Consider the following 21,371-nt stretch of genomic DNA (forward strand, 5'->3'; position numbering starts at 1 on the left):
GGAATTGGTTTAGACCTGTGAGGCGCCATGCGGAAGGTGGCCCCCTCTCCCCGAGCGGAGGGGAGCGGGGGCCACACACTTGCACGGACGGACGAAGAGGAAGGTTCAGGACGCGCGGGCGGCCTCCAGGGGCTCGACGCCCGGCCGGGCGTCCGGCACGGCGCTCGGCGGCACCTGGTCGAACACGTCGTCGTAGCTGTGCACCTCGTCCGTGCCGGCCAGCAGATACGCCTGGGCCTCGCCCACGTGGAAGTACATCCCGTGCAGCGTCAGGGTGCCCTCGGCGAGCCGCCGCGCCACCGACTCGTACGCCCGCAGATGCTCCAGCTGCTGGACCACGTTGGTCAGGCACAGCTGCTCGGTCGCGTCGGCCGGCAGCCGTCCCGAGATCCGCGCCCAGACGTGCCGGCGGCTCGCCATCCGCTCCAGGCTGGGTCGCCCGTGCCGCAGCCAGCGGCGCAGCGGGGTCGGCGGCGTCGCCGGGTCGTCGGGGCCGCTGTTCAGCAGGGCCTGCATCGCGCCGCAGCCGGAGTGGCCGCAGACCGTGATCGACTCGACCCGCAGCACCTCCACCGCGTACTCGATCGCCGCGGCCACCGAGTCGTCCCCGCTCTCCTCGCCCGGCAGCGGCACCAGATTGCCCACGTTGCGCACGGTGAACAGGTCGCCCGGGCCGCTGGAGGTGATCATGCTGGTGACCAGCCGGGAGTCGGCGCAGGTCAGGAAGAGCTGCGAGGGGCGCTGGCCCTCGCGGGCCAGTCGGGCCAGCTCGTCGCGGACCAGCGGGGCGGTGTTCCGCTGGAACGCGCCGATGCCACTGGCCAGTCGGTGCCCCGTGGCGGACCTCGCCTCGTCGGCGTGGGTGCGGTGGCGGGGCTGCTGCTCGCCGCACTGGTGGTTGCGCCAGGGCGTCCAGGGGCGGCAGCAGGAGTGCGAGCCCGTGAGCCCGCCGGAGTGCGGCGCGACGGTGGTCCGTGCGCCCGCGGTCGGCTCGGCGATCCGGTCGCCGGCGGGACCGGTCGTCTCCACCGTGCCGCCGTGGGCGAGATGGGCGCTCTGCCAGTCGTGCAGTGTCTCGTAGGCGGCGTGGTCCATGAACGAACCGTCCAGCTCCACCACGGCATCGGCTCCCCTCGGGATCTGGTGCAGGGCGCGGCTCAGCCGCGGCACGGCGAGAAAGGTCAACTGGCCCCTGATGTGGACCACCTGGCGCCCGTCCCGCTCCTCGCGCGTGATCCGCGTACGGGCGAGCCGGTGCATGGCGACGGCGACCGCCACGGCGATCCCGAGGGCCACGCCCTCCAGGATGCCGACGGACACCACACCCGCCACCGTCACCGCGTACACCAGGACTTCACGATGACGGGTGACCGTGCGGATGTGGGTGATGCTGACCATCTGGACGCCGACGACCATGACGAGCGCGGCGAGCGCGGGCAGCGGGATGAGATCGAGGACGGGGACGAGGAGGAGCGCGGCCAGCACGATCCAGAAGCCGTGCAGTATCGAGGAGTTGCGGCTGACCGCCCCCGCCGACACGTTCGCGACGCTGCGTACGGCGACCCCGGCGACCGGCAGTCCGCCGAGCGCGCCGGAGACCACGTTCGCCGCGCCCTGACCCGCGAGTTCGCGGTCGAGCCGGGAGCGGGGCACGCCCCCGCCTCCCGCGGGCCTGCCGCTGTCCCGCTTCGCCACCAGCTTGTCGACGGCGACGGCGGACAGCAGCGACTGCACGCTGGTGACCAGCGTGATGGTGAGCACGCCGGCGGCGATCCCGAGGACCGGCCCGTCCGGCAGGCCGGGCAGGGCGTGGCTGCTCCAGGACGGCAGGTCGACCCGCGGCACCGCGAGCCCGGCGAACGCGGCCACCGCGGTGGCGGCGGCCACCGCCACGAGCGCCGCGGGGACCTTGCGCAGCAGCCGTCCCGTACGGCCGGGCAGCCGCGGCCAGAGCAGCAGCAGCGTGATGGTGAGGGCGCTGACGGTGATCGCCGCGACCGACGTGTCCGCCAGCTGGGCGGGCAGGCCGAGGACGTTGGCTACGGGGGAGCTCTGGGGGTTGCCGCCGAGCACGATGTGGAGCTGTGCGAGGGCGATGGTGACGCCGATGCCGGCAAGCATCCCGTGCACGATGGCGGGGGAGACGGCGAGTGCGGAACGGGCCACTCTGAGGGCGGCCAGGCCGAGTTGGGTGAGTCCGGCGAGGACCGTGATGGCGCAGGTGGCGCGCCAGCCGTAGCGCTGGATCAGTTCGGCGGTGACCACGGTGAGGCCGGCGGCGGGGCCGCTGACCTGGAGCGGTGAGCCGCCGAGGCGGCCGGCCACGATGCCGCCGACGGCGGCGGCCACCAGACCCGCCTGGAGCGGGGCGCCGGTGGCGAGGGCGATGCCGAGCGAGAGCGGCAGGGCGATCAGGAAGACCGGGATCGAGGCGGACACGTCGGCGCCTGCGATACGGAAACGGCGGGGTGGACGCTCCGGCGGGCCGTGGGGCCGCTGGAGATGGGGCCGGGTGGTCGTGCGGGTAGGGGTGCAGAGGGTCATGTTCCCGTCTCCTCCGGGGCAGCGCGGTCGCGGCTCGTGCGGGGTGCAGCGGCGGGTACATCGAGCGGGCTGAGCGACGTTCGGCAACGCTCGGTAAATGAACAGTAATGCAGGGTAAAGACTCCGGCATTATTTTCAGGGCAAATGGGGCAATGATTCACCGGTTCCGGTGACAGAACGTGGCCCTGCCGCTTGTCGTTGCCGCTCCCCGGCCGTCGTGGTGCGAGGTTGGCGCCGCTTGTACGGAAATCAGAGGATCTGAGGAGAGGTGTGCGGATGCCAGCCGCCGGGAGAACGACCACGGTCCACAAGAGGACGCTCGCCGTCGGCGTCCTCGCCCTCGCCCTGACCGCCGGTCTCGCCGGCTGCTCGGGCTCCGGAGATCAGGCCCCCAAGGGCGCGCCAGGCGCGGCGGCCAAGAAGGGGGCGGCCGCGGCCCCGCAGAGCGCGGTGCGGCTGATCGGTGACGGCTCCACCGCCTTCACCGGACCCCAGCCCCACCAGCCGGTCTGGCAGAAACTGAAGCCGGGTCAGCAGCCGCCGCAGTTCGTGGTGTTCTCCTGGGACGGCGCCGGCGAGGACAGTCAGAAGCTCTTCTCCCACTTCCGCAAGGTGGGCAAGCAGTACGGCGCGGCGATGACGTACTTCCTCAGCGGCGTGTACCTGCTGCCCGAGGACAAGCGCGAGATGTACGACCCGCCGCAGCACTCCGCGGGCCGCTCGGACATCGGCTTCAACGACGTCCAGGGCATCCGCGACACCGTGCGCGAACTGCGTGGGGCCTGGGAGGAGGGCAGCGAGGTCGGCACCCACTTCAACGGCCACTTCTGCGGCGCCGAAGGCGGCGTGGGCAACTGGTCGGTCGAGGAGTGGAAGAGCGAGATCGCGCAGGCCAAGTCCTTCGTCAAGAACTGGCGGTCGAACGCCGGTCTGAAGGGCGAGAAGCCGCTCCCGTTCGACTACGACAAGGAGCTGGTCGGCGCCCGTACGCCGTGCCTGGAGGGCCGCAAGAACTTCGTCAAGGCGGCGGCGCAGCTCGGCTTCCGCTACGACACCAGCGGCGTCAACGACCAGATCTGGCCCAAGAAGGACCTGGGCCTGTGGGACCTGTCGATGCAGCTCGTCCCGGTCCCGGGCCGCGCCTTCCAGACGCTGTCCATGGACTACAACTTCATGGTCAACCAGTCCGGTACGACGACGCAGGGGGACCCGTCCCAGCACGAGTACTGGGGCGACCAGATGCGCGACGGCCTCGTGCAGGCCTTTGAGCGCTCGTACCGGGGCAACCGGGCGCCGCTGATCATCGGCAACCACTTCGAGTCCTGGAACGGCGGCACCTACATGCGGGCGATCGAGGAGACGATCGCCACGGTCTGCGTGCAGAAGGACGTCAAGTGCGTCTCCTTCCGCCAGCTCGCCGACTGGCTCGACGCCCAGGACCCGGACGTCATCGCCAGGCTCCGCACCCTGAAGGTGGGCGAGGCCCCGCCGGCCGGCTGGAAGACCTTCCTGGCCCCCCAGCCTGCCGCCCCGGCGGGCGCCCCGGCTCCGAAGGTCAAGCCGGCTGCACAGCACTGAGCCCTTCGGACAGCACGAAACCGGGGTCGACCTGCGCTGCCAGGTCGACCCCGGTCTTGGCGTTGCCCCAGCTCTCGGCGTTCTTCAGGTGGAAGTGCACCATCTGGCGGGTGTAGCGCTCCCAGTCGCGGTGGGCGTACGAGTCGTCCGCGGCGTTCTGGAGGGACTGCAGGGCCATGCGGTTGGTGGCCTCCAGGAGTTCGAAGCGCGGCGGGTGGCCCTTCTCCATGGAGCGGACCCAGTCGGAGTGGCCGACCGTCACGAGCAGGTCGTCGCCGACCTCGCCGCGCAGGAACTCCACGTCGTCCGCGCCCTGCACCTTGTTGCCGACCACCTTCAGCGCGACGCCGAAGTCCCGCGCGTACTCCTTGTACTGGCGGTAGACGGAGACGCCCTTGCGGGTCGGCTCCGCCACCAGGAAGGTCATGTCGAAGCGGGTGAACATGCCCGAGGCGAAGGAGTCCGAGCCGGCGGTCATGTCGACGACGACGTACTCGTCGGGCCCGTCCACCAGGTGGTTCAGGCACAGCTCCACCGCGCCGACCTTCGAGTGGTAGCAGGCCACCCCGAGGTCCGACTCCATGAAAGGACCGGTCGCCATCAGCCGGATCAGGTTGTCGTCGAGCGGCACGGGCCGGGCGCACGCCTCGTAGACGGGGTTGTCCTCGCGGACCCGCAGCAGACGCGAACCCTCCCCGGGCGGGGTCGTCTTGATCATCGTGTCCGCGGAGGCGATCCGCGGGTTGGCGCCCCGCAGGTACTCCTTGATCAGCGGCAGGTGCGCGCCCATCGCGGGCAGCGCGGCCGCCTCCGCGTCGGAGAGGCCGAGCGCCGCCCCGAGGTGCTGGTTGATGTCGGCGTCCACCGCGACGACCGGGGCCCCGGCGGCGGCGAGGTGTCGGATGAAAAGCGAGGACAGCGTGGTCTTCCCACTGCCGCCCTTCCCCACGAAAGCGATCTTCATGTTCACCTAGGGTAGTGGAATCATCGCACCCGGTGGTCGAAGTGCGTGAAGAAGACCACTCCAAGGTGGGGCGGAGGCCCGGGGCGCGTAGCCTCCCTACTTATGAGTACGCACGCCTCTGACCCCTTGGCCGCCCTCGGCTCCCTGCCTGGCGTCGCCGATTCGGTGGACTCCGTACGCAAGGCCGTCGACCGGGTCTACGGCCACCGTGTGATGCGCCGCCGCAGCAACGAGATCACCTCCGAGGCGGCGCTGCGAGGGGCCCGCGGTTCGGCCGCCCTCTCCGGCGCCGACTGGGCCCTTGAGGAGGTCCGCCGGCGTACCGACTTCAGCGCGGACGCGGAGGCCCGGACGGTCGGCGCCGCCCTGCGGCTCGGCGCCGAGTGCGGCCAGCTGCTGTCCATCTGGCGCCAGTCGCCGCTGCGGGTGCTCGCCCGGCTGCACCTGGTCGCCGAGGGCGAACCGCTCGCCTCGACGGGCCGGCCGCGCCAGGCCGGCGAGCCGGTCGACGAGCCGCTGATCGAGGCGCCGCTGCCCGATCCGGCGGAGGTCTCGGGCCGGCTCGACGGACTCGCGGAGCTGATCATCGCGGGCGGCGAGGCTCCGGCCCTGGTCACGGCCGCCGTGGTGCACGGCGAACTGCTCGCCCTGCGTCCCTTCACCTCGCACAACGGACTGATCGCGCGGGCCGCCGAGCGGATCGTGCTGATCGGCAGCGGGCTCGACCCCAAGGCGATCTGTCCGGCCGAGGTGGGCCACGCGGAGCTGGGTCGGGCGGCTTATGTCGCCGCGTTCGAGGGGTATCTGTCCGGGACCCCGGAGGGCATGGTGGCCTGGATCGCGCACTGCGGGCGCGCGGTGGAGCTGGGGGTCCGGGAGTCGACGGCCGTCTGTGAGGCGCTGCAGCGCGGCGCGGCCTGAGCTGCCCCTGCATGGGTTGCGGCGGTACCAGAACGCGGTACCGCCGCTGGCACGTCTACCCAGTTACCAAGCGTCCTCGATATGTGCCCATCAAGCGGGGAACTTTGCCCATCGCCTGGTGCGGCTGGCCCTTAATCGAAGGGTCGACGTCGCGTGGGTGCCAGGTTTCTGTGCTCAGGTCCGTGGGGCCATCTTGCTCAACAGGTGATCCTCTCGGATGTCCTAGGTCTCGCGGGCCTGATTCCTTTCTACTCCTGTCCAGGTGGAAGCGAAAGTCCTGACTCCGCTTCCTTTGCCATCTCCTCAAATCCGGGCAAAGCGATCGGCAAATGGGGTCGGCGAGCGCGCGAGATCGGGGGGGTGTCCCGGGCGTGGCTGGGCGTTGGTCGGGCGCGGCCCAGGGGTCGGCTGGGGGGCTAGGCGGTGGCGCGGGCGAGGGCGGCCTGTCTGCGGCGGCTCGCGTACCAGACGATGCCCGCGGTGGCCGCGGCCGCTCCCACGGCCGCCGCGGCGACGAGCGCCGGTCGCGGCGGCATCCTGAACTCGGGCAGCCGCTGCTTGAGCCGGACCGGCTTGTCGAAGGCGAGCACCGGCCAGTCCCGCGCGGTCGCCTCACGGCGCAGGGCCCGGTCGGGGTTGACCGCGTACGGGTGGCCCACGGCCTCCAGCATCGGCAGGTCGGTCGCCGAGTCGCTGTAGGCGAAGCAGCGCGAGAGGTCGTACCCCTCCGACTCCGCCAGCTCCCGGACCGCCTCGGCCTTGGTCGGGCCGTAGGCGTAGTACTCCACCTCGCCGGTGAAGCAGCCGTCCTCGCCGACCACCATCCGCGTGGCGACGACCCGGTCGGCGCCCAGCATCTCGCCGATCGGCTCGACCACCTCCGCACCGGAGGTCGAGACGATCACGACGTCCCGGCCGGCGGCGTGGTGATCCTCGATGAGCGAGGCCGCCTCGTCGTAGATGATCGGGTCGATCAGATCGTGCAGGGTCTCGGCGACGAGCTCCTTCACCTGCGCGACGTTCCAGCCTTTGCAGAGCGCGGAAAGATATTCGCGCATCCGCTCCATCTGGTCGTGATCGGCTCCGCCCACCAGGAACACGAACTGGATGTACGCCGTCCGCAACGCGGCTCGGCGACTGATCAGTCCGCCCCGGTAGAAGGACTTGCTGAAGGTCAGCGTCGAGGACTTCGCAATGACCGTCTTGTCCAGGTCAAAGAACGCGGCTGCGCGTGGCGTCGAGTGGTTTTCCACGAGCCCGAGCATAGGTGCCCGCCATTCGGCGTACGCTGGGGCGCGTGGGTTTGCCTGAGAAGGCTCTCGGGTACACCATGGAAGTCACGGATCGTTCGCGACCGTGCTAACCCGGTCCGGCTCCTCCCCCCCCGAGTCGGCCGGAGAGACGACCCCCGCTCTCCCCCCCGGCGGGGGTCGTCGCATGTCCGGACCCGTTTTCGTCCGACGTTGCACCATCTCTGCCCCTCCTTCCGGCCCGCGCTGCGGCATCGGCCGAGCGGGCGCGCGACCTCTCATTTCGTCACTCAGCGTAGTCGTCGGACTGCTCTCCGGGCAGTACCGGTTTGGGTGGCGAAGTTATTCACAAGCAGTGGGTTATCCACAGTTTTTCAGCAAGATCCACTTGATTTCCGAGACGGCTGCACGGTGATTCCGGCCGCGAAGTTCGCGGACCGCAGGAATCACGTGAGGGGTGTGTGCCGTGGAGGGATCGAAGACTTCGGGAACGCCGGTGCGAGTCGGCCGGGTCGGCCGGGCAGGGCGGGCCGACCGGGCGGGGCGGGTCGACTGGGCAGGGTGGGTCGACCGGGCGGGCGCGGGCGGGAGCGCAGGCATGAGCCCGGGCGCGGGCGCGGGGGCGGAAGAGGTGCGGCGGGCCCGGCCCCTGATCGTGACCGAGGACCTCGCCCTCCTCGACGACCTGCTGCGGCTCTGCGCCGCGGCCGGCGCCGAGCCGGAGGTGCACCACACCGTGCCCGAGCGCGGCACGGGCTGGACGGACCCGCCGCTCGTCCTGGTCGGCGACGACGCAGCGGCCGCTGCCGCGGAGCCACCCGCAGGCCGGGCGTGCTCCTCGTCGGCAGGGATGCCGACGACCCCGACGTGTGGCGGCGCGGCGTCGAGATCGGCGCCGACGGCGTGCTGACCCTCCCCGGCGCCGAGAGCTGGCTCGTCGACCGGATCGCCGACGCCGTCGAAGGGGCCGGCAGGCAGGCGCTGACCGTGGGCGTCATCGGCGGCCGCGGCGGAGCGGGGGCCTCGACCCTCGCCTGCGCCCTCGCCCTCGGTGCCGCGCGGGCCGGGCGCCGCACCCTGCTCGTCGACGGCGACCCGCTCGGCGGTGGACTCGACGTGCTGCTTGGCGGGGAGCGGGCCGAAGGCCGGCGGTGGCCCGACTTCGCGGCCTCGAAGGGGCGCGTGGCGGGTGGGGCCCTGGAGGAGTCGCTGCCCTCGGTGCGGGGGTTGCGGGTGCTCAGCTGGGACCGGGGCGACTCGGTGGTCGTGCCGCCCGAGGCCATGCGCTCGGTCCTGGCCGCGGCTCGCAGACGCGGCGGGGTCGTCGTGGTCGATCTGCCCCGCCGGGTCGACGGGGCGGTGGCCGAGGCACTCGCCCAGCTCGACCTCGGACTCCTGGTCGTCCCCGGCGAGCTCCGGGCCGTCGCCGCAGCCCACCGGGTTGCCCTGACGGTCGGGATGGTGCTGCGGGACCTACGGGTGGTCGTGCGGGGGCCCTACGCACCGGGGCTCGACGACCGGTGGATCGCCGACGCGCTGAGGTTGCCGCTGGCCGGTGAACTCCCCTACGAGCCGGGACTGTCGACGGCGCGGGAGGGCGGGCCGCCGCCCGGGGCGGACGTCCGCGGTGGGCTCGGCCGGTTCTGCGCCGCCTTCTGGGAGCGTGTCCTCGTCCCGGAGCGTGCGGCATGAGCGGGGCGGGGCTGCTCGACGCGGTGCGGCAGCGGCTCGCCGAGAGCGGGGCCGAGCCCACCCCGGCCCGGGTCGCGGCGGCGCTGCGGGCCCAGGGACGACTGCTCGGCGACACCGAGGTGCTGGGTGCCGCGGAGGAGTTGCGCAGCGAGCTGATCGGCACCGGACCGCTTGAGCCGCTGCTCGCCGACCCGCGGGTCACGGACGTGCTGGTCTCGGCACCCGACCGGGTGTGGGTGGACCGCGGCGCGGGCCTCGAGCCGACCGGGGTGACGTTCCCGGACGCGGCAGCCGTACGGCGCCTCGCGCAACGGCTCGCCGCCGTGGCCGGCCGGCGGCTCGACGACGCCCGGCCCTGGGTGGACGCGCGGCTGCCGGACGGCACCCGGATGCACGCCGTCCTTCCGCCGGTCGCGGTCGGCTCGACCTGCCTGTCGCTGCGGGTGGTGCGGCCGAGGGCCTTCTCCGTGGGGGAGCTGGCCGCGGCGGGCACGGTTCCGCCGGGCGGCGAGCCGGTGCTGCGCGCCCTGGTCGAGGCCCGGGTCTCGTTCCTCGTCAGCGGTGGCACGGGGTCGGGCAAGACGACCCTGCTGTCCACCCTCCTGGGTCTGGTGGGCGAGCGGGAAAGGATCGTCATCGCCGAGGACTCGGCCGAACTGCGCCCCGACCACCCGCACGTGGTGCGCCTTGAGGCGCGGCCGCCCAACCAGGAGGGCGCCGGGCTCGTGACCCTGCGGGATCTCGTGCGGCAGGCGCTGCGGATGCGGCCGGACCGGCTCGTGGTCGGTGAGGTCAGAGGTTCAGAGGCCGTCGATCTGCTTGCCGCCCTGAACACGGGCCACGAGGGCGGCTGCGGAACCGTCCACGCCAACACGGCAGCCGACGTGCCGGCCCGTCTGGAGGCCCTGGGTACGGCCGCTGGGCTCGACCGGGCGGCCCTCCACAGCCAGTTGGGCGCCGGCCTCTCGGCGGTGCTGCACCTGGTGCGGGACCGGTCGGGGCTGCGGCGGATCGCCGAGGTGCACGTCCTCGAACGGGACCGGGACGGGCTGGTGGTGACGGTGCCCGCCCTGCGCTGGGGAGCGGCCGGGTTCGATCGGGAGCGGGGCTGGGAGCGGCTGCGGTCGCTGATCGGCGCGAACGGCGAAGGGACGGAGCGATGACGGTGATCACGGGCGGACTTCCGGCACAGGGCGCGGCCGTGCTGTGCGCGGGGGCGGCGCTGTGGTGGACGGCAGAGCGGGAGCGCGCCGTCCGCAGGGCGCGAACGGTCCTGGCACTGCCAGGCGGTTGGAGCACGGTCCGGCCCGCGGCCCTCGGGTCCTGGCGGGACGCGGTGCGCAGGCGGCGGGAGTGGCTGTGCCTGCCCTTGGCGGCGGTGCTCGCGCTCGTCGGCGCCTCGGTCCTGCCCCTGCTCGCGGGGGCGGCGGCGGTGCCGCTGGTGGGGCGCAGGCTGCGGGCGGCCCGGGCGCGGCGGGAGCGGGAGGCGCGCGCCGACGGGGTGGTGGCCCTGTGCGGGGCGGTCGCGGGGGAGTTGAGAGCCGGGTGGCAGCCCGCGCAGGCGCTCGCGTTCGCGGCGCGGACGACGGGGGCGCTCGGCGGGCAGGAGGCGGCGGTCCTGGCCGCGGCCCGGTTCGGTGGCGACGTGCCGGAGGCGCTGAGGCGGGCGGCGCGGCAGGACGGCGCCGACGGGCTCGCCGGGATGGCGGCCTGCTGGCAGGTGGCGGTGGACGGCGGCGCGGGCCTGGCCGCCGGGCTCGACCGGCTGGACGCGGCCCTGCGGGCCCAGCGCGACCAACGGGAGCGGCTGCGGGCCCAACTGGCGGGGGCCTGGGCGACGGTGGCCGTCCTCGCGGTGCTGCCGGTTGCGGGTCTCGGGCTGGGGGCGGTGCTCGGTGCCCGGCCGCTGACCGTGCTGCTGCACACCCCCGCGGGACTGGGATGCCTGGTCGTCGGCGGGGTCCTGGAGGCGCTGGGGCTGTGGTGGGCGGCCCGGATCGTGCGGGGAGGGGAGGAGTCGTGACGGGAGAGCTTCTGCACCGGTTCGGGGTGGTTCTTGTGGTGCTGTGCGCCCTGGTGTGGGCGGCCGGGGCGGTGGCCGGGCGGCGCCGGGACCGGCGGGCCCGCCGGCGGATCGCGGTGTTGCTGGCGGCACAGGAAGAGGCAGAGGCAGGGGCGGGACGGCCTCGGGGCTGGACGGCCCTTCCGCCGCGGTTGCGGGCCTGGGCCGTGCCCTGCGTGGCGGGCCTCGTCGGTTACCTGCTGATCGGCGGGGTGCTCGGCCCGGTGGCCGGGATCGGTGCGGCCTGGGGGCTGCGATGGTGGCGGGCCGGGCGGCCGCCGGGGGCGGTCCAGTCGGATGCCGAGACGGAACGTCAGCTGACGCTCGCCGCCGATCTGTTGGCGGCCTGTGCCTCGGCCGGGGCGGCGCCGGGGGAGTCGGCCGAGGCGGTGGGCCGGCCGTTGGGCGGACCCGTCGGGAAGCGGCTGCTGCGGACGGCGGCCGAGCTGCGGCTCGGCGGTGAACCGGCCGAGGTGTGGCGGAGGTTCGGCGCGATACCGGGCGCGGAGGGGCTGGCCCGCTGTCTGGAGCGGGCCGCCTCCTCCGGGGCGCCGGCGGCGGAGGCCGTGGCGCGGCACGCCGAGGGACTGCGGGCGGCCGGCGCCCGGGCGGCGGCCGCCCGGGCACAGCGGGCGCAGGTGCTGATCACCGCGCCGGTGGGGCTCTGCTTCCTGCCCGCCTTCCTGGCGGTGGGGGTGGCCCCGGTGGTGATCGGCCTGGCGAGCGGTCTGCTGGGCGCCCGATGAGACGGCTGACATGTGGACGACACGAGGGAGATGTGATGAAGACGATGCAGGTCATGAAGGTTGGTGCGGCCGTGCGCCGTTGGTGGTCCGACCGGCGGGTAGCGGCGCGGCGCGACGCCGGCATGAGCACCACGGAGTACGCGATGGGCACGATCGCGGCGGCGGCTTTCGCGGCCGTGCTCTACAAGGTCCTCACCAGCGGGGCGGTCTCCAAGGCCCTGGAGTCGGTGATCGGGAAGGCCCTCGATGCGCCGTTCTGACCGGGGGTCGGTGACCGTGGAGACCGCGGTCGCGCTGCCCGCCCTGGTGCTGTTCACGACGGCCCTGCTGTGGGGGCTGGCCGCGTCGGCCGCGCAGATCCAGTGCGTGGACGCGGCCCGGGCCGGGGCGCGGCTCGTGGCCCGCTCCGAGCCCGTGCCGGCGGCGGAGGCGGCCGCGCGGGCCGCCGCCCCGGAGGGCGCGGAGGTGACCGTCGCGCGGTCCGGCGAGCTGTGGCAGGTGACGGTGGAGGCCTCGGCACCCGGTCCCGGCGGCCTGGGGCTCACCTTGCGGGCCGACGCGGCGGCGCTCGCCGAGGACACAGTGGGGGTGACGGCGCCGTGAGGGAGGCCGACCGGGGAGCGGCGACCGTGTGGACGGCGTTCGCGGCCTGTGCCCTGTGCGTGGTGTTCGGCGCCGTGCTCGCCCTCGGCCAGGCGGTCTCCGCCCGGCACCGAGCGGGCGGCGCGGCCGACCTGGCGGCGCTCGCGGCGGCCGACAGCGCCCTGTGGGGCGAGACCGACGCCTGCGCCGCGGCGGCCCGCGTGGCGGAGGCGCAGGGCGCCGCCGTGGTCCGGTGCCGGGTTCGTGAGGACATCGCGGACGTCACCGCGAGGGTCTCCGTCGGCCCGTACGCGGCGGAGATCAGGTCCCGGGCGGGCCGTGCGGGCCCTGAGGCCCTCCCGGGCCTTCCCGGCCCGGCGCCTGGGCCCTCGGCGGGGCCTCCGGAGCCGCTGGGGCCTCCTGGGCCTCCTGCGCCTCCCGGCCCGGGGCCTCCCGGCCCGGGGCCTCCTCAGCCGGGGCCTCTCGTAGGAGTTCCGTGAGGAGGCGGATGGCGCCTCGTTTGTGGAGGGGGTCGTTGCCGTTGCCGCACTTGGGGGACTGGATGCAGGAGGGGCAGCCGGCCTCGCATTCGCAGGAGGCGATGGCCTCGCGGGTCGCGGTCAGCCAGGCAGCGGCCGTGTGGAAGGCCCGCTCGGCGAAGCCGGCGCCGCCCGGGTGGCCGTCGTAGACGAAGACGGTCGGCAGCAGGGTGTCGGGGTGGAGCGGGACGGAGACCCCGCCGATGTCCCAGCGGTCGCAGGTGGCGAAGAGCGGCAGCATGCCGATGGAGGCGTGTTCGGCGGCGTGCAGGGCGCCGCCGAGGATCTCCGGGTTGATCCGGGCCGCGTCGAGCTGGTCCTCGGTGACCGTCCACCACACGGCCCGGGTGCGCAGGGTGCGGGGCGGCAGGTCGAGCTTGGTCTCGCCGAGCACCTCGCCGGTGATCAGCCGGCGGCGGAGGAAGGAGACGACCTGGTTGGTGACCTCGACGGAGCCGAAGCAGAGGCGGCCGGCTCCCCAGGGGATCTCGGTGTCGGTGGACAGGACGGAGATGGAGGTGGTGTCGCGGGCGGTGGTCGAGTAGGGCGGGCTCGCCTCCTCGACGAGGGCGACGGAGTCCTTGAGGTCGAGCTCGCGGACCAGATAGGTGCGGCCCTGGTGGAGGTGGACGGCGCCCTCGTGGACGGAGGCGTGGGAGGCGGCCTCGTCGACCGTGCCGAGCAGGCGCCCGGTGCCGGCCTCGACGATCCGCACGGGGCTGCCTCCGCCGCCCCGGATGTCGGTGAGGTCGGCGGCCCGCTCCCTGCGGGTCCAGTACCAGCCGGTGGAGCGGCGGCGCAGCAGCCCGGCGGACTCCAGCTGGGGCAGCAGTTCGGGCACGGCCGGGCCGAAGAGGGCTAGGTCGGCGTCGGTGAGCGGGAGCTCCGCGGCGGCGGCGCACAGATGGGGGGCGAGGACGTAGGGGTTGTCGGGGTCCAGGACGGTCGATTCCACCGGCCGCTGGAAGATCGCCTCGGGGTGGTGGACCAGGAAGGTGTCCAGCGGGTCGTCGCGGGCGACCAGGATCGCCAGGGCGCCCTCGCCCGAGCGGCCGGCGCGGCCCGCCTGCTGCCACAGGGAGGCGCGGGTGCCCGGGTAGCCGGCGATCACGACGGCGTCCAGACCCGACACGTCGATGCCCAGTTCCAGGGCGGTCGTGGCGGCCAGGCCGAGGAGCTCGCCGGAGTGCAGGGCCCGCTCGAGGGCGCGGCGCTCCTCGGGCAGGTAGCCGCCCCGGTAGGCGGCGACCCGGCGGGCCAGGGAGCGGTCGACCTCGGCGAGGCGTTCCTGGGCGATCACCGAGATCAGTTCGGCGCCGCGCCGGGAGCGGACGAAGGCGACCGAGCGGACGCCCTGCACGGTCAGGTCGGTCAGCAGGTCGGCGGTCTCGGCGGTGGCGGTGCGGCGGACCGGGGCGCCCTGTTCGCCGTGGAGCTCGGTGAGCGGCGGCTCCCACAGGGCGAACACCAGCTCGCCGTGTGGGGAGGCGTCGTCGGAGACCTCCGTGACGGGCAGGCCGGTGAGGCGCCCGGCTGCCTGGGCGGGGTCGGCGGAGGTGGCCGAGGCGAGGAGGAAGACGGGATCGGCGCCGTACCGGGCGCAGACGCGGCGCAGCCGGCGCAGCACCTGGGCGACGTGGGAGCCGAAGACGCCCCGGTAGGTATGGCACTCGTCGACGACGACATAGCGCAGGGAGCGCAGGAAGGTGGCCCACCTGGGGTGGGAGGGGAGTATGCCCCGGTGCAGCATGTCGGGGTTGGTGAGCACGTAGTTCGCGTACTGGCGGACCCACTCGCGTTCCTCGACCGGGGTGTCGCCGTCGTATACGGCGGGCCGGATCCTTTTGCCGAGCGGGGCGGCCAGTTCGCGCACGGAGCGCCGCTGGTCGGCGGCGAGGGCCTTGGTGGGGGCCAGGTAGAGCGCGGTGGTGCCGCGGCCGTTGGCGGCCTCGGCGCCGTCCAGGAGGGTGGAAAGGACCGGGGCGAGGTAGGCGAGGGACTTGCCCGAGGCGGTTCCGGTGGCGATCACGACGGAGGTGCCGTCCAGGGCGTGCTCGGCGGCCTCTGCCTGGTGGGCCCAGGGATGCTCGATCCCGGCCTGTTGGATGGCGTTGATCACTTCCGGGCGGATGCGGTGCGGCCAGACGGCATGACGGCCCTCCCGGGCGGGCAGATGCTCCGTATGAGTGATGCGCGCGGCCCGGCTCTCGCCTGCGGAGAGCCGGTCGAGGACCTGACCGGGAGAGGGGCGGTTGCCCGTGTCTCCGGTGGGTCTGCTGGGGCGGTGATTCCTGGCCATCGGCACCGAGTGTGTCACCGGCGTGCGGGACAATGCTCCCAAGGCGTCGTGCATGGCTGCCGGTAAGTGATTGAATGCCATCGCGGCCGGCGAACCGTCCCGTGGCTCCGCCCGGGAGACCTGAGGGACGGCCGCTCGATAGCTAGGTGCTGGAGGACCCCGTGGACCTGTCTCTGTCGACTCGCACTGTGCCCGGCCCGAACGGCGACCGTACGGTCGTCGAGGTCGGTGGCGAGATTGATGTGTATACCGCGCCCAAGCTGCGCGAGCAGTTGGTCGAGTTGGTGAACGACGGCAGCTACCACCTGGTTGTCGACATGGAAGGCGTGGACTTCCTCGACTCGACCGGCCTCGGCGTGCTGGTGGGCGGTCTGAAGCGCGTGCGCGCGCATGAGGGATCGCTGCGTCTCGTCTGCAACCAGGAGCGCATTCTGAAGATCTTCCGGATCACCGGTCTCACCAAGGTGTTCCCCATTCACGGCACGGTCGACGAGGCCGTCAACGCCGCCGACTGAGGCCGCGTCCAGAAACCGCAGGGGGATCGCCATGGCCACCGTTGAACTCCTCTTCAGCGCCCAGCCCGAGCACGTCCGCACGGCCCGCCTGGTGGCGGCCGCGGTCGCGCGCCGGGCCGGGGTCGACGAGGCGGTCCTCGACGAGGTCAGACTCGCCGTCGGTGAGGCGTGCTCCCGCGCGGTCGGGCTGCACCGCAGCAACGGGGTCACCACCCCCGTACGGGTCGTGCTGACCGAGGAGGAGAAGACCTTCTCCATCGAGGTCGGCGACGAGGTGCCGGGTGCGGGCGTGGCGGCGGCCGACGCCGCCGGCGTGCCCGGTGCGCGGGACGCGGCCCCGGCCGAGGACTTCGACGACGCTGATGGCGAGGACGAGATGGGTCTCGCGGTCATCCGCGGACTCGTCGACGACGTCGAGGTGAGCGCCGGAGAGGACGGCGGCACCATCCGGATGAGCTGGCCCGCCAACCCGGACGCCGCCGACGGCTGACCGGACGTGAGCCGGACGCGAGCCGGACGCCAGCCGCCGGCCGACCGGCCGGGGAAGCCCCCGGCCGCCCAGTTGAGCGTGAAAAGAGGCCCTGCCCTGCAGGGCCTCTTTTCATTCCCCCATGGCGCCGATCGACCGCGAATGCTTTAGGAGCATTACCGCATTCGGCGGTACTTGTGAGGTATTCGGGAATTGCGATTGCGGCGGCCTGTTTTGATCAGGTTTCTCTCCTTACAATCCGCCCTATCTTGACCTCGCAACGTCAAGGAGGACGAATGGCGGGTCTTGCAGCCGCGGTACTCACACAGGAGAACCGCGTGATCGTGGTCGTCGTCGCGGCCGTCGCGCTCGCGGCGCTGGTCGTGGCCCAGGTCCTCGTCCGCCAGGTACTGGCGGCCGGTGAGGGCACCGATTCCATGAAGAAGATCGCAGCCGCCGTCCAGGAGGGCGCGAACGCCTATCTCGCCCGGCAGCTGCGCACCCTCGGCGTCTTCGCCGTCGTCGTGTTCTTTCTGCTGATGCTGCTGCCCGCGGACGACTGGTCGCAGCGGGCCGGACGATCTCTGTTCTTCCTGGTGGGTGCGCTTTTCTCGGCGGTCACCGGATACGTCGGCATGCGACTGGCCGTACGCGCGAACGTGCGGGTCGCCGCGGCGGCCCGGGAGGCCACGCCGGGCCCGGGTGAGCCGGAGAAGGACCTGACCTCCGTCGCGCACAAGGCGATGAAGATCGCGTTCCGTACCGGTGGTGTGGTCGGCATGTTCACCGTCGGCCTCGGCCTGCTCGGCGCCTCCTGCGTCGTGCTGGTGTACGCCGCCGACGCGCCGAAGGTCCTGGAGGGCTTCGGCCTCGGCGCGGCGCTCATCGCGATGTTCATGAGGGTGGGCGGCGGCATCTTCACCAAGGCCGCCGACGTCGGAGCCGACCTCGTCGGCAAGGTCGAGCAGGGCATCCCGGAGGACGACCCGCGCAACGCCGCCACCATCGCCGACAACGTGGGCGACAACGTCGGCGACTGTGCCGGCATGGCCGCCGACCTCTTCGAGTCGTACGCGGTGACGCTCGTCGCCGCGCTCATCCTGGGCAAGGCCGCCTTCGGCGACCTCGGCCTGGCGTTTCCGCTGATGGTGCCGGCGATCGGCGTGGTCACCGCGATGATCGGCATCTTCGCGGTCGCCCCGCGGGCCACCGACCGCAGCGGGATGTCCGCGATCAACCGGGGCTTCTTCATCTCCGCGCTGATCTCGCTCGCCCTGGTCGCCGTCGCCGTCTTCGCCTACCTGCCGTCCTCCTACGCCGACCTCAAGGGCGTCACCGAGCCGGGCATCCCCACCCACGGCGGTGACCCGCGGATCCTCGCCCTGGTCGCGGTCGCCATCGGCATCGTGCTCGCCGCGCTGATCCAGCAGCTCACCGGCTACTTCACCGAGACGAGCAGGCGTCCGGTCCGGGACATCGGCAAGTCCTCGCTGACCGGCCCCGCGACCGTCATCCTGGCCGGCATCTCCATCGGACTGGAGTCCGCCGTCTACACCGCCCTGCTGATCGGCCTCGCCGTCTACGGGGCGTTCCTGCTCGGCGGCGCGTCCATCATGCTGGCGCTGTTCGCGATCGCCCTCGCGGGCACCGGGCTGCTCACCACGGTCGGCGTGATCGTCGCCATGGACACCTTCGGCCCGGTCTCCGACAACGCCCAGGGCATCGCCGAGATGTCGGGCGACGTCGAGGGCGCCGGTGCGCAGGTCCTCACCGACCTCGACGCCGTCGGCAACACCACCAAGGCGATCACCAAGGGCATCGCCATCGCCACCGCCGTTCTCGCCGCGGCCGCGCTGTTCGGCTCGTACCGGGACGCCATCGCGACCTCCGTCGCCGAGGTGGGGGCCAAGGCGAGCGAGGTGAACCTGTCCATGGACATCTCCCAGCCCAACAACCTCTTCGGGATGGTGCTGGGCGCCGCCGTCGTGTTCCTCTTCTCGGGGCTCGCCATCAACGCCGTGTCCCGGTCGGCCGGAGCGGTGGTCTACGAGGTGCGGCGGCAGTTCCGCGAACACCCCGGGATCATGGACCACACCGAACAGCCGGAGTACGGACGGGTCGTCGACATCTGCACCAAGGACGCCCTGCGCGAACTCGCCACGCCCGGGCTGCTCGCCGTGATGGCGCCGATCGCGGTCGGCTTCACGCTCGGCGTCGGGGCGCTCGGCTCGTACCTCGCGGGGGCGATCGCCACCGGCTCGCTGATGGCCGTCTTCCTCGCCAACTCCGGGGGCGCCTGGGACAACGCCAAGAAGCTGGTCGAGGACGGCCACCACGGCGGCAAGGGCAGCGAGGCCCACGCGGCGACCGTCATCGGCGACACCGTCGGCGACCCGTTCAAGGACACCGCCGGCCCGGCGATCAACCCGCTCCTGAAGGTGATGAACCTGGTCGCGCTGCTGATCGCGCCGGCCGTCGTGCAGTTCAGTTTCGGGGACGACGCCAGTGCCGGGATGCGGGCGCTGGTCGCCGTCGTCGCGATCGTCGTCATCGTGGCCGCCGTACGGGTCTCCAAGCGGCGTTCGGTGACCGTGGAGGAGGAGCCGGAGGAGGAGTCGGGGGGTGGTTCCGCGGAGCGGAACGGCACGTCGCCGGACGCTGCGGTGACGCCGTAGCGAAGGGTGTGTCGAAGGGTGTGGCGATCGGCGTAACGGATCGTCAAGGCAGGGGCGGGCGGCGTGTTCTGACGTGACGTCCGCCCCTGTCTTCGTAGTGCAAAAGGCTGCAATATCGGATGAATCGGTCGCACGATCGGTGGAAGCCGTCCGCACGGCGTGTATGTTCCGGGGCCGAGAGCCTTGGAAGGGACCGATCCGGTGAACAAGAAGCTTGCGGCCGCACTGTCCGGCGGCGCGGTACTGGTGCTCGCGCTGTCGGGTTGCAGCGACGACGAGGGCGACAAGGTCAACGACTGGGCCAAGACGTTCTGCGACCAGGCCCAGCCACAGATCCAGAAGCGGGCCAACGCCAACCAGCTGATCATCTCCACGGCGGCCGACAGCAAGCCCGTCACGATCAAGGCCGCCGACTCGAAGGCCTTCCAGGACATCGCCGACGCGGACCGCGCCCTGGCCAAGGCCGTCGAGGCCGCCGGGGCGCCGCCCGTCGACAACGGCGAGAAGATCCAGCAGGACGCCATCAAGGAGCTCAACGCGACGGCCGTGGCGTACGACGGGCTGAAGAAGCAGGTCGACGCGCTCGACACGTCGAACCAGCAGAAGTTCGCGGACGGCCTGAAGGTCGTCTCCGACAACCTGGCGAAGATCCAGAACATGGACCAGGACGCCGTGGCCAAGCTCCAGGCCGGCGACCTCGGCCAGGCCATGGCCAAGCAGCCGGGCTGCCAGACCCCGAAGGCGTCCCTCCCGCCCTCCGCCGACACCTCCCCGCAGCCGGGCTCCACCCCGTCCGGCAAACCGACGGCCCCGGCCACCGCGCCGAAGACGCCGGCCAAGCCGTCCGCCTCCACGGGCAAGAGCGAGGAGTAGCCGGCCTCTCCGGCACGCGATGACGGTCGCCCGCCGGGTCGGCCCGCCCGATGTCGGTGGCGGCCGTCACAATGGGGCACGTGAGTACGACCAGCACGACCCCCAGCCTCCCGGTGCCCACGCACGCCGCCCGCCTGCGTGAGGCGCTGCTCGCCGCCGACTTCACCGCCGACGGTCTGCTCGACCTGCTCGGCGCCCAGGCCTACGCCGCGCTCGCCCGCAGCGAGACCGTGCCCGCGCTGCGGGCCACCCGCGGGGACTCCCCGCTGGAGACCCTCGTCCGGCTCTTCCTGCTCCAGCGGGGCGTCGAGCGGGAGCGGGCCGCCGCGGCCCTGCCCCTGGCCGAGGCGCTCGCCGACGGGTGGGTGGTCCGCGAGGACGACACCGTGCTCGCCACCGTCGACGTCCGGCCCTACGGCGGCCCGGACGGCGAGGACTGGTTCATCGTCTCCGACCTCGGCTGCGCCGTCGGCGGGGCCGGCGGCATCGGCAAGCGGGACGAAGGCGTGGTCCTCGGCGTCGGCGGGGCGTCCACGACCCTCGCCGGCCTCACCGTCCGCACCCCCGTCGCCACCGCCCTCGACCTCGGCACCGGCTCCGGCATCCAGGCGCTGCACGCGGCCCAGCACGCCACCCTGGTCACCGCCACCGACCTCAACCCGCGCGCTCTCGACTTCACCCGGCTCACCCTCGCGCTCTCCGGGGCCCGCGGCGCCGAACTGCTGCAGGGCTCGCTCTTCGAGCCGGTCGACGGCGACACGTACGACCTGATCGTCTCCAACCCGCCCTTCGTGATCTCCCCCGGCGCCGGGCTCACCTACCGCGACGGCGGCATGGGCGGCGACGACCTGTGCCGCACGCTCGTACAGGAGGCGGGGGAGCGGCTCAACGACGGCGGATACGCCCAGTTCCTCGCCAACTGGCAGCACGTCGAGGGCGAGGAGTGGCAGGAGCGGCTGCGCTCCTGGGTGCCGCGTGGCTGCGACGCCTGGATCGTGCAGCGCGAGGTCCAGGACGTCACGCAGTACACCGAGCTGTGGCTGCGCGACAGCGGCGACCACCGAGGCGACCCGGACGAGTACCGCCTCGCGTACGGGCGGTGGCTCGACGAGTTCGAGGCGCACAAGACCAAGGCGATCGGCTTCGGCTGGATCACCCTGCGCAAGAATCCCGCCGTCGCCTCCGGCGCGCTCGAGCCCTCGATCGTCGTCGAGGAGTGGCCGCACCCCGTCGAGCAGCCGCTCGGCGACACCGTACGGGCCCACTTCGCGCGCCAGGACTATCTGCGCGGTCACGACGACGCGGCGCTGCTCGCCGACCGGTTCGCCCTCGCGCCCGAGGTCGTGCAGGAACAGGTCGGCCTGCCCGGGGCCGAGGACCCCGAGCACGTCGTGCTGCGCCAGAACCGGGGCATGCGCCGGGCCACCCGGGTCGATCACGTGGCGGCCGGGTTCGCGGGCGTGTGCGACGGCTCGCTGAGCGCGGGGCGGATCCTGGACGCCATCGGGCAGCTCACCGGCGAGGACCCGGTCATGCTGCGGGACCGCACCCCGCAGGCGATCCGGCTCCTGGTGGAGGAGGGCTTCCTGCTGCCCGTCGGCGAGGAGGGCCGGGAAGGGGGCGCCGCTTGATACGGATCGAGCTGTGCCCGCCCGTCGCCCC

The 21,371-nt window shown here is 73.0% G+C and carries 16 protein-coding genes and 2 pseudogenes; 14 read left to right on the forward strand and 4 right to left on the reverse strand.

Annotated features, from left to right (window positions below):
- Positions 1-105 precede the first annotated feature (105 nt).
- Positions 106-2,544: a bifunctional SulP family inorganic anion transporter/carbonic anhydrase gene (locus ACIGEZ_RS08025; RefSeq protein WP_399827210.1), complete on the reverse strand. Its 2,439-nt coding sequence runs from the start codon at positions 2,542-2,544 to the stop codon at positions 106-108.
- Positions 2,545-2,820: 276 nt separating this feature from the next.
- Between ACIGEZ_RS08025 and ACIGEZ_RS08030 the strand changes: the two genes are divergently transcribed.
- Positions 2,821-4,122 carry a hypothetical protein gene (locus tag ACIGEZ_RS08030; protein WP_399827212.1) on the forward strand — a complete coding sequence of 434 codons (1,302 nt, stop codon included), beginning with the start codon at positions 2,821-2,823 and terminating at the stop codon, positions 4,120-4,122.
- Here ACIGEZ_RS08030 and ACIGEZ_RS08035 read toward each other — a convergent pair.
- The gene (locus ACIGEZ_RS08035; RefSeq protein WP_399827214.1) at positions 4,100-5,086 is read right to left on the reverse strand and encodes an ATP-binding protein; all 987 of its coding nucleotides are present in this window, start codon (positions 5,084-5,086) and stop codon (positions 4,100-4,102) included. The genes ACIGEZ_RS08030 and ACIGEZ_RS08035 overlap by 23 nt on opposite strands.
- A 102-nt stretch (positions 5,087-5,188) precedes the next feature.
- Between ACIGEZ_RS08035 and ACIGEZ_RS08040 the strand changes: the two genes are divergently transcribed.
- Positions 5,189-6,007, forward strand: coding sequence for an oxidoreductase (locus ACIGEZ_RS08040; protein WP_399827216.1), 819 nt, complete (start codon positions 5,189-5,191; stop codon positions 6,005-6,007).
- A gap of 416 nt (positions 6,008-6,423) precedes the next feature.
- On the opposite strand, the gene ACIGEZ_RS08045 is transcribed toward ACIGEZ_RS08040, so the two are convergent.
- Complete coding sequence (locus ACIGEZ_RS08045) at positions 6,424-7,272, reverse strand: HAD family hydrolase (protein ID WP_399827219.1); 849 nt, start codon at positions 7,270-7,272, stop codon at positions 6,424-6,426.
- A 583-nt stretch (positions 7,273-7,855) separates the two neighbouring features.
- Here ACIGEZ_RS08045 and ssd point away from each other — a divergent pair.
- The 7 genes and pseudogenes from ssd to ACIGEZ_RS08080 all read left to right on the forward strand — a co-directional run.
- Positions 7,856-8,949 (forward strand): annotated as a pseudogene (ssd, locus tag ACIGEZ_RS08050) (septum site-determining protein Ssd).
- Complete coding sequence (locus ACIGEZ_RS08055; RefSeq protein WP_399827222.1) at positions 8,946-10,112, forward strand: TadA family conjugal transfer-associated ATPase; 1,167 nt, start codon at positions 8,946-8,948, stop codon at positions 10,110-10,112. The pseudogene ssd and the gene ACIGEZ_RS08055 overlap by 4 nt, the downstream one beginning before the upstream one ends.
- Positions 10,109-10,972: a type II secretion system F family protein gene (locus ACIGEZ_RS08060; RefSeq protein ID WP_399827225.1), complete on the forward strand. Its 864-nt coding sequence runs from the start codon at positions 10,109-10,111 to the stop codon at positions 10,970-10,972. The genes ACIGEZ_RS08055 and ACIGEZ_RS08060 overlap by 4 nt, the downstream gene beginning before the upstream one ends.
- Entirely contained in the window at positions 10,969-11,757 is a 789-nt protein-coding gene (locus tag ACIGEZ_RS08065; protein ID WP_399827227.1) for a type II secretion system F family protein, read from the forward strand. Before ACIGEZ_RS08060 ends, ACIGEZ_RS08065 begins: the two co-directional genes overlap by 4 nt.
- A 44-nt stretch (positions 11,758-11,801) precedes the next feature.
- Entirely contained in the window at positions 11,802-12,017 is a 216-nt protein-coding gene (locus ACIGEZ_RS08070; RefSeq protein ID WP_399827604.1) for a DUF4244 domain-containing protein, read from the forward strand.
- Positions 12,004-12,360: a TadE family type IV pilus minor pilin gene (locus tag ACIGEZ_RS08075; protein ID WP_399827230.1), complete on the forward strand. Its 357-nt coding sequence runs from the start codon at positions 12,004-12,006 to the stop codon at positions 12,358-12,360. The genes ACIGEZ_RS08070 and ACIGEZ_RS08075 overlap by 14 nt, the downstream gene beginning before the upstream one ends.
- Positions 12,361-12,386: 26 nt before the next feature.
- Positions 12,387-12,629, forward strand: a pseudogene (locus ACIGEZ_RS08080) (Rv3654c family TadE-like protein); the annotation flags it as partial.
- 31 nt (positions 12,630-12,660) lie between these two features.
- Here the strand turns inward: ACIGEZ_RS08080 and ACIGEZ_RS08085 are convergent.
- Positions 12,661-15,258 (reverse strand): DEAD/DEAH box helicase, encoded by a 2,598-nt coding sequence (locus ACIGEZ_RS08085; protein WP_399827232.1) that lies wholly within the window; start codon positions 15,256-15,258, stop codon positions 12,661-12,663.
- Positions 15,259-15,338: 80 nt separating this feature from the next.
- On the opposite strand from ACIGEZ_RS08085, the gene ACIGEZ_RS08090 reads away from it, so the two are divergent.
- The 5 genes from ACIGEZ_RS08090 to ACIGEZ_RS08110 all read left to right on the forward strand — a co-directional run bounded on the left by ACIGEZ_RS08090 (position 15,339) and on the right by ACIGEZ_RS08110 (position 21,340).
- Complete coding sequence (locus tag ACIGEZ_RS08090; protein ID WP_399827234.1) at positions 15,339-15,692, forward strand: STAS domain-containing protein; 354 nt, start codon at positions 15,339-15,341, stop codon at positions 15,690-15,692.
- Positions 15,693-15,723: 31 nt separating this feature from the next.
- Positions 15,724-16,182, forward strand: coding sequence for an ATP-binding protein (locus ACIGEZ_RS08095; protein WP_399827236.1), 459 nt, complete (start codon positions 15,724-15,726; stop codon positions 16,180-16,182).
- Positions 16,183-16,457: 275 nt separating this feature from the next.
- On the forward strand, positions 16,458-18,836 hold the full coding sequence (locus ACIGEZ_RS08100) for a sodium-translocating pyrophosphatase (RefSeq protein WP_399827239.1): 2,379 nt from the start codon (positions 16,458-16,460) through the stop codon (positions 18,834-18,836).
- Positions 18,837-19,037: 201 nt separating this feature from the next.
- Positions 19,038-19,709, forward strand: coding sequence for a small secreted protein (locus tag ACIGEZ_RS08105; RefSeq protein WP_399827242.1), 672 nt, complete (start codon positions 19,038-19,040; stop codon positions 19,707-19,709).
- Positions 19,710-19,780: 71 nt separating this feature from the next.
- The gene (locus ACIGEZ_RS08110) at positions 19,781-21,340 is read left to right on the forward strand and encodes a methyltransferase (RefSeq protein WP_399827244.1); all 1,560 of its coding nucleotides are present in this window, start codon (positions 19,781-19,783) and stop codon (positions 21,338-21,340) included.
- The last annotated feature ends 31 nt before the right edge of the window (positions 21,341-21,371 follow it).

Source organism: Streptomyces sp. NPDC085481, assembly GCF_044541845.1.
In the GTDB taxonomy this organism is placed as follows: Bacteria; Actinomycetota; Actinomycetes; order Streptomycetales; family Streptomycetaceae; genus Streptomyces.